The organism is Isoptericola sp. NPDC055881 (genome assembly GCF_053615895.1).
On record NZ_JBSHCR010000107.1, the window covers coordinates 1 to 9,105 of the forward strand.

The 9,105-nt window shown below is 77.5% G+C and carries 3 protein-coding genes; all 3 read left to right on the plus strand.

What is annotated here, in order from left to right:
• The first annotated feature begins 158 nt into the window (after positions 1-158).
• From recC to recD, 3 genes are read left to right on the plus strand one after another with little or no spacing between them, the layout of a single operon-like run.
• Positions 159-3,581, plus strand: coding sequence for an exodeoxyribonuclease V subunit gamma (gene recC, locus ACWGKI_RS19865; RefSeq protein WP_452189323.1), 3,423 nt, complete (start codon positions 159-161; stop codon positions 3,579-3,581).
• Positions 3,578-7,111 (plus strand): UvrD-helicase domain-containing protein, encoded by a 3,534-nt coding sequence (locus ACWGKI_RS19870; protein ID WP_452189325.1) that lies wholly within the window; start codon positions 3,578-3,580, stop codon positions 7,109-7,111. The genes recC and ACWGKI_RS19870 overlap by 4 nt, the downstream gene beginning before the upstream one ends.
• Positions 7,108-9,069: an exodeoxyribonuclease V subunit alpha gene (gene recD / locus ACWGKI_RS19875; protein ID WP_452189327.1), complete on the plus strand. Its 1,962-nt coding sequence runs from the start codon at positions 7,108-7,110 to the stop codon at positions 9,067-9,069. The genes ACWGKI_RS19870 and recD overlap by 4 nt, the downstream gene beginning before the upstream one ends.
• The last annotated feature ends 36 nt before the right edge of the window (positions 9,070-9,105 follow it).

Sequence of the window (9,105 nt, forward strand, 5' to 3'; positions counted from 1 at the left end):
GTTTGTCTTTTTTCCCCCCCCCCCGCGCCCTGTGCTTTTGGTTCGTTTTCCGCTCCCCTCCCCCCCACCACCGACCCCACCCCCGCCCCCCCCCGCCTGGGGGGCGGGTTGTGGATGAGGGCGTGTTGCTGTCGGCGCAGACCCGTAACCTGGCCGACGTGCTGCACGTCCACCGGTCTGAGCGCTCCGACGCGCTCGTCGCCCCCCTCGCCGACGTGCTCGCCGTGCCGCCGGACGACCCGTTCGTCCCCGACGTCGTCGCGGTGCCCACGCGGGGCATCGAGCGCTGGCTGGCGCAGCGGCTGTCGCACCGGCTGGGCGTCGAGGGTCCGTCCGGGGCCGGTGTCTGCGCCAACGTGGACTTCTCCTCGCCGTCGCGACTCGTGGCGTCCGCGGTCACGGCCGTGACCGGCGTCGAGCGGGACGACGACCCCTGGCGGCGCTCACGCCTCGTGTGGCCCGTGCTGGAGACGATCGACGCAGCGCTGGACGAGGCGTGGGCGGCCCCGCTCGCGCGCTACGTCGGGGAGGCCGACGACGGCGTGCGGCGCTCGCGCCGGCTCGCCCTCGCACAGCGCGTCGCGGACCTCTTCTCCGCGTACGCGGAGCAGCGCCCGGCCCTGCTCGCCGGCTGGCTCGCCGGCGGGGAGGACGACGGCGCGGGCACGCCCGTCCCGCGCGACCTGGAGTGGCAGCCGCGCCTGTGGCGGCAGGTGCGCCGGCGGGTGGACGCCCCGGACCCGGCGGAGGTGCTCGGCGCCGCCGTCGGGGCGCTGCGCGCCGACCCCGCCGCCGTCGACCTGCCCGCCCGGCTCTCCGTCTTCGGCCCCACCCGCCTCCCGGAGGACCAGCGGCGCGTGCTGTGCGCGCTCGCGCTGCACCGCGACGTGCACCTGTGGCTGCCGCACCCCTCCCCGGTCCTGTGGGACACCGTCGCCGCCCTGGCCGACGACGGCGCGGTCGCCGGCCCGCGGCGGGCCGACGTGCCCCCCACCGCGCACCATGCGCTGCTCGCGTCCACCGCTCGTGACTCCGTCGAGCTGCAGCTGCGGCTGTCCGGCGTCCTCGACACCGCGACCGAGGGGCCCACGACGACGGTCACCCATCACCCGGCGCCGCCCCCGCCCGACAGCCTGCTCGGCGCGCTCCAGGCGGCGCTGCGCGCGGACGACCCGGACGCGCCCGCCCACGCCGTCGACCCCGCCGACCGCAGCGTCCAGGTGCACGCCTGCCACGGCCGCGCCCGCCAGGTCGAGGTGCTCCGCGAGGTGCTCACCGGCCTGTTCGCCGCCGACCCGACGCTCGAGCCGCGCGACGTCATCGTCATGTGCCCCGACGTCGAGTCCTTCGCCCCGCTCGTGACGGCGACGTTCGGCGCGGCGCCCGACGGCGTCACGCTGGTGCACCCCGGCCAGCGCCTGCGCGTGAGCCTGGCCGACCGCGGGCCCGGCGTCGTGAACCCCGTGCTGGGGGTGCTGTCGACCCTGCTGCGCCTCGCGGACGGACGCGTCACCGCCTCCGAGGTGCTCGACCTGGCCACCACCGAGCCCGTACGGCGACGCTTCCGCCTCTCCGACGACGATCTCGACCGCTGGCGCACCTGGGCCGTCGAGGTGGGCGTGCGCTGGGGCGAGGACGGGTCGCGCCGCGCCCGGTTCGGCATCGACCCGCGCGTACGGCAGGGCACCTGGGACGCGGCGCTCGACCGCGTGCTGCTGGGCGTCGCGATGGCCGAGGAGGACTCCCGGTTCGTCGGGCCGGCCCTGCCGCTGGACGACGTCGGGTCCACCGACGTGGACGTCGCCGGCCGGTTCGCGGAGCTGGTGACGCGTCTGAGCGGGCTGCTCGCCGACCTGGACGGCACGCACCCGCTGGAGCACTGGCTCGACACCCTCGACCGGGCGGTCACGCTGCTCACGGACCCCGCGCCCGACGACGCCTGGCAGTCGGTGCAGGCGCGCCGGGTGCTCGGCGATGTCCGCTCGGCCGGGGCCGGGCGGCCCGCGGCCTCCGCGGGCGGCGGGCTGCGGCTCGAGGACGTCCGCGCGCTGCTCGCGGACCGCCTGGCGGGCCGACCCACGCGCGCCGGCTTCCGCACGGGGGCCCTCACCGTGTGCTCCCTGGAGCCGATGCGCGCCGTGCCGCACCGCGTCGTGTGCTTGCTCGGCATGGAGGACGGCGCGTTCCCTCGCTCCGCCACGCCCGACGGCGACGACCTGCTGGCGCGCGACGCCTGCCTGGGCGAGCGCGACCGCCGCAGCGAGGACCGGCAGATCTTCCTCGACGCCCTCACGGCCGCCCGCGAGCACCTCGTGGTGCTGCACTCGGGCGCGGACGAGCGCACCGGCGCGGACCGGCCGCCCGCCGTGCCCGTCGCGGAGCTCCTGGACGCGCTCGACCGGGTCGGCTCTGCCGCGGACGGCGGTCCCGTGCGGCGGCAGGTCGTGGTGCGCCATCCCCTCCAGGTGGTGGGCGAGCGCAACTTCGAGGCCGGCGAGCTGGGCTCCCCCGGTCCGTTCAGCTTCGACGCCGCCGCGTACCGCGGAGCGGTGGCCGGTCGGGCGGAACGCACCGAGCCGGGCCTGCTCGTCCCCGAGCCCCTCGTGCTCGACGCCGCAGCGCCCGTCGAGGTCGACCTCGACGACCTCGTCGCCATGCTCGAGCACCCGGTGCGCTGGTTCCTGCGGACCACGCTCGACGTCCGGATCGCCCAGGACGAGGACGAGGTCGACGACCGTCTGCCCCTCTCGATGCCGCCCCTCGCGGCGTGGGGCGCGGGCGACCGCATCCTCACCGCGGTGCTCGGCGGCACCGACCCCGGGCGGGCCTTCCAGGCGGAGTGGCGCCGCGGGCAGGCGCCGCCGCGCGAGCTGGGCCGCACGGCGCTGCGCGACGTCGTCGAGCGGGTGCAGCCCGTGGAGGTCCTGGCCCGGCAGGTTCGTGCCGACGAGCCCGCGCGCGCGGTCGACGTGTCCGCCGCGCTGCCCTCCGGCATCCTCGTCACCGGGACGGTGCCGGGCGTGCACGGCGGCCGGGTGGTGCGCGCCGAGTACTCGAAGCTCGGGCCGAAGCACCGGCTGCGCGCCTGGGTGCAGACGCTCGCGCTCGCGGCGTCCGACGGCGACGACAGCCTGCCGGACGGCGAGCGGTGGCACGCGGGGACGGTCGGCCGGGCACCTGGCCGCGGGGCGAAGGCGGCCTGGAGCCTGCTGGAGGCGCCGGACGCCACGGAGGCCGCACGGGTGCTCGACGACCTCGTCGCCCTCCGTGCCGCGGCCACCCGCGCGCCGCTGCCCCTGCCGCCCGAGGCGTCGCACGCCTACGCCGCCTCCCGCGCCGGCGGCGCCGGCGACCCCGGGCAGGCGACGAGCGAGGCGCGGTACACCTGGGGCGGCGGCTTCGAGAAGACCGACCCGTACCACCTCATGGTGTGGGGAGACGCGGCGACCTTCGACACCGTCGCGGGCACGCCGGACGACGAGGACCGGCGCCGCTACCCCGACGAGCCCTCGCGGCTGGGCGCGCTCGCCCGACGTGTGTGGGACCCGTTGCTGGCGCACGAGCAGAAGGGCACCTCATGACGGCGGGCAGCACGGCCGGGCTCGGGACCGACGCCGCGGGGCTGGCAGGTGCTCAGGACCGGCCGGTCTTCGACGTCTGCGGCCCCCTGCCCGAGGGCACCACGGTGCTCGAGGCGAGCGCCGGTACCGGGAAGACGTTCACCATCGCCGCACTGGCGACCCGCTTCGTGGCCGAGGGCCGCGCCGAGCTGCGCGAGCTCATGCTCGTCACGTTCGGCCGGGCCGCCACCTCCGAGCTGCGCGACCGCGTGCGCGAGCGCCTGGTGAGCACCGAGCGCGCGCTGCGCGGCCCGGACCCGGCCGCACACCCCGACCCTGTCGTCGCGCTGCTCGCCGACGTCGACGCGGCCGAGCTGGGCCGCCGCCGCGCCCGGCTCACGGCCGCCCTGTCCCAGCTGGACGCCGCTACGATCACCACGACGCACGGCTTCTGCCAGCAGATGCTCACGTCGCTGGGCATCGCGGCCGACGTCGACCCGGCGGCCACGTTCGTCGCGGACGTCGCCGACCTCGTGCGCGAGGTGTCCGACGACCTGTACGTGCGCCGTTTCGCGGACGAGGCCCACCCGGCCCTCACGCCGACCATGGCGGCCGACCTCGGCCGGGCCGCCGTGAGCGACCACCAGGCCGTCGTGGAGCCCGCGGAGCCGACCGGCGGCGGTCCGACGACCCCGGGCGCGCTGCGCCAGGCGGTCGCGCTGGAGACCCGCACCGAGACGCTGCGGCGCAAGCGCGCACAGCACCTCCTGGACTACGACGACCTCCTCGTGATGCTGCGCGACGCGCTCGCCGACCCCGTGCACGGCGCCACGGCGGCCGGGCGGGTCCGGGCCCGGTACCGCGTGGTCATGGTCGACGAGTTCCAGGACACCGACCCCGTGCAGTGGGAGATCCTGCGCACCGCGTTCCACGGTCACCGCACCCTGGTGCTCATCGGCGACCCCAAGCAGGCGATCTACGCGTTCCGTGGCGCGGACGTGGTCGCGTACCTCGACGCGCAGCAGGACGCCACCTCGGTCGCCACGCTCGGCACCAGCTGGCGCAGCGACGAGCCGCTGCTGCGCGCGCTGGACACCGTGCTGGGGGGCACGGCGCTGGGCGACGAGCGGATCGTCGTGCGGCCCGTGGAGGCGGCGCACCGCGGGTCGCGGTTCGACGGCGGGGCGCCGTTGCGGCTGCGGCAGGTGACGCGCTCGGCGCTCGGCATGTCCCCCGGTGAGACGCCTCCCGTGGGGCCGCCGCGCCAGCTCGTGGCCGCCGACGTCGCCGCGGACATCGCCGCACGTCTCGGTCGCGACCGGCTGCTCGACGACGGCGACGACCCGAGGTCCGCCCAGGCCGGTGACGGCCCGGGCTGGCGGCCGCTCGAGCCGCGGGACGTCGCGGTGCTGACCCGCACGAACGTGCAGGCCGAGACCGTGCGGTCGGAGCTCACGAAGCGCGGCGTGCCCGCCGTCGTGTCCGGGCTGTCGAGCGTGTTCGCCACGCCGTCGGCGCGGGACTGGCTGACGCTGCTCGCCGCGCTGGAGCAGCCGGGGGCCCACGGGCGAGCAGCCGCGCTGGCGCTCACGCCGTTCGTCGGGTGGGACGCCGCGCGTCTGGCGACCGCCGACGACGCGGCGCACGACGCCCTCGCCGACACGGTGCGACGCTGGTCGCGGCTGCTGTGGGCGCGCGGGGTGGCGGCGCTGCAGGAGGCGGTGACCCGCGACGGCCTGGCCGAGCGGCTCATGCGCACCAGCACCGGCGAGCGCCACCTCACCGACCTGCGGCACGTGGGCGAGGTGCTGCACGTCGCCGCCGTGACGGAAGGCCTGGGCGCGTCGGCACTCACCGCGTGGCTGCGGCGGCGCATCCGCGAGGCCGCGCAGGACTACGACGAGGAGCGCAGCCGCCGCCTGGAGACGGACGCGGCGGCCGTGCAGGTCGTCACCGTGCACGCCAGCAAGGGGCTGGAGTTCGGGGTCGTGTACGTGCCGTTCGCCTGGGACCGCTTCGAGCCCCGGCAGCCCGAGGTGCTGCGCTTCCACGCCGGCGACGGCCGCCGGATCCTGCACGTGGGCGGCCCCGGGTCGTTCGGCTACGACGCCGCCCTCGACCGGCACCGGCGGGAGGAGGGCGGCGAGGACCTGCGCCTGCTGTACGTGGCGCTGACCCGCGCCCGGCACCAGGTCGTGGCGCACTGGGCGCCGTCGAAGGCGAACACCGCGAAGGCCGGGCTGACACGCGTCGTGCTGGGCGAGCGCACGCTCGGCGGCGAGCCCGCACCGCACGCCTCGCAGCAGGTGATGCGCGACGACGCCGTGCGCCAGGCTCTCGGCGCGGTCGCGCAGCGTTCGGGTGGCACGATCGCCGTCGAGGAGGTTCCCGCGTCTCCCTCAGCGGCACGCTGGCGGCCGCCGGCCGAGGCGGAGCCCGCGCTCGACGTCGCCCACCTCGACCGCGTACCGGACCAGACGTGGCGGCGGGCCTCGTACTCCGCGCTCACCGCTGCGGCGCACACCCTGCGGGTGGGCGGGCCCGGCGCCCCGGCATCGGCGACGCCCGGCGTCGAGCAGGGCGGGGTGGAGTCCGAGCCCGAGGGCGGCGGGCTCCAGGACGAGCCGGCCGAGGCCGCACCCACCGCCGTCCGCCCTGCCGGCGGCGGTGCGCCAGGAACCGCAGCGGCTCCTGGTGCGGACCTGCCGTCCCCGATGTCCGGCCTGCCCGCCGGCACCGGCTTCGGCACGCTGGTGCACGAGGTGCTGGAGTACGCCGACACCGCCGCACCCGACCTCGACGCCGAGCTGCTCGCCCGGTGCGCCGCGGCGGCGACCACGCGGGTGCCGGGCACCGACCCGGCGGAGCTCGCGGCGGCGCTCGGCGTCGTCGCGCGCACCCCCCTCGGACCGCTCGCCGCAGGGCGCACCCTCGCCGACGTCGTCCCGCGCGACCGGCTGGCCGAGCTCGAGTTCGAGCTCCCCCTGGCCGGCGGCGACGGCGACGCGACCTCCGAGGGCGCCACCCTCGCCGGGATCGCCGCGCTGCTGGGCCGCTACCTCGGCGACGACGACGCGTTCGCCGCCTACCCCGCCGCGCTGGCGGAGCTGGCCGAGGCCGACCCCGGAGCCCGCCCGCTGCGCGGCTACCTCACGGGGTCCATCGACGCCGTGCTCCGCGTCCCGGGCGACGACGACGCGCCGCGCTTCCTCGTCGTCGACTACAAGACGAACCGCCTCGGCGCGTTCGACACGCCGCTGACGGCCCACGACTACCGCCCCGAGGCGACCGTCGACGCCATGCTGCACGCCCACTACCCGCTCCAGCTCGTGCTGTACCTCGTCGCCCTGCACCGCTACCTGACGTGGCGGCTGCCGGGATACGACCCGGACGTGCACCTCGGCGGCGGGCTCTACCTGTTCGTGCGCGGCATGTGCGGCCCCGCCACGCCCGTCGGGCCCGACGGCGCACCGTACGGCGTCGTGTCCTGGGTGCCGCCCCGGGGGCTGGTGCCCGCGTTGTCCGCGCTGCTCGACGGAGGCGACGCATGACCCCCACCGCCGCCCTTCCCACCGACGGCGACGTCCGCCTCGCCGCAGCGGCACCCGACCTGCTGCAAGAGTTCAACGCGGCCGGCCTGGTGTCCGCGACCGACGTGCACGTCGCGTCCCGGCTCGGTCGCCTCACCGGCGAGGACGACACCACCGTGCTGCTCGCCGTCGCCCTCGCCGTCCGGGCGCTGCGCGGCGGTTCGGTGTGCGTGCGCCTCGACGACCCGGACGAGCTCGCGACCCTCGCGCTCCCCGAGGACGCCGACCGCGGCGACCTGGCCGCCGGTGCCGCCGGTACCGCCGGTACCGCCGGTGCCAGCGGGGTCGGCGGCACCGCTCCGCCGCCCTGGCCGGAGCACGCCGCCTGGGTCCGGGCGATCGAGGCGAGCCCCGCGGTGACCGTCGGGGCGGGCGACCCGGTGGACCGTCCGGCGCGATGGGTCGGCGGCCGGCTGTACCTCGACCGGTACTGGCGCGACGAGCTCACCGTGCGGCGGCTGGTGGACGCCCGCCTGCAGGCACCGCCGCTGGCGGCACCCGGCGCCGACCGGCTGGACGCCACGCTCGCGCGCCTGTTCCCCACGGCGGGCGACGTGCGCCAGCGGCTCGCGGCCGCGCACGCCGTCGGACGCCGGCTGACGGTGCTCACCGGTGGGCCCGGGACGGGCAAGACGACGACCGTCGCGCGGCTGCTCGCCGTGCTGCAGGACGTCGCCGTCGACGGCCCGACCGGCCAGGGCCTGCGCGTGGCGCTCGCGGCGCCGACGGGCAAGGCCGCCGCACGGCTGCAGGAGGCGGTGCGCGACGTCGTCGGCGCGCTGGACCCGGAGGACCGCGCGCGCACGGGCCGTCCCGACGCCACCACCGTGCACCGGCTGCTGGGGTACCGCAGCGCCACCCGGTTCCGGCACCACGCCGGTCACCACCTGCCGCACGACGTGGTCGTCGTGGACGAGACGTCGATGGTTCCCCTCTCGCTCATGGCGCGGCTGCTCGAAGCGCTGCGGCCGGACGCTCGCCTGGTGCTCGTCGGCGACCCCGACCAGCTCGCGTCCGTCGAGGCCGGCGCCGTCCTCGGCGACCTGGTCGCCCGCCCGCCCGTGGCCGATCCGGTGCCGGCCGGCCCCGGGGGCGGGGACCTGGACCCGGAGGACCACGACGGCCTCGCCAACGGCGTCGTGCGACTCGTGACGGTGCACCGCCAGGGCTCGGACTCCGCGATCCTGCCGCTGGCGGCCGCGATCCGGGACGGCGACGCCGAGGCCGTGCTCGACGTCCTGCGGGCGGGCAAGGGCGGCGTCGAGCTGGTCGAGGCCGACACGGAGCGGCTGGACGAGCATGCCGTGACCGGCCTGCGCGAGGACGCGGTCGACGCCGGACGGCGGCTGGTGGCCGCGGCGCAGGCCGGTGACGCGGCGGGCGCGCTCGACGCGCTGTCCGCGCACCGGGTCATGGTGGCGCACCGTCGCGGCCCGGTCGGCGTGGCGCGCTGGGCGGCCCAGGTCGAGGCCTGGGTGGAGGAGGCGACGGCCGGCACCACGGCGGTGCCCGCCGCGCCGGGCACGCCGTGGGTGGTGGGCAGGCCGCTCCTGGTGACGAGCAACGACGCCGACGTCGGCCTGTACAACGGGGACACGGGCGTGCTCGTGGCCGACGGCGAGGGCGTCGTGGCGGCGTTCGGCGACCCGCGCGACCCGCTGCGCGTGCGCACCCACCGGCTGCCTCCCGTCGAGACCGTGCACGCCATGACGGTGCACCGCGCGCAGGGCAGCCAGTTCCGCCGCGTGACGCTGGTGCTGCCGCCCCCGACGTCACCGCTGCTCACCCGCGAGCTGCTGTACACGGCGGTCACCCGGGCCCAGGAGTTCGTGCGCGTCGTCGGCACCGCTGACGCCGTGCGTGCCGCCGTCGCGCAGCCCGTCCGGCGCGCGAGCGGCCTGCGCGACCCGCTCCCCTGACCCCAGGGGCCTGTGGGTACGCAAACGGCGAGAATT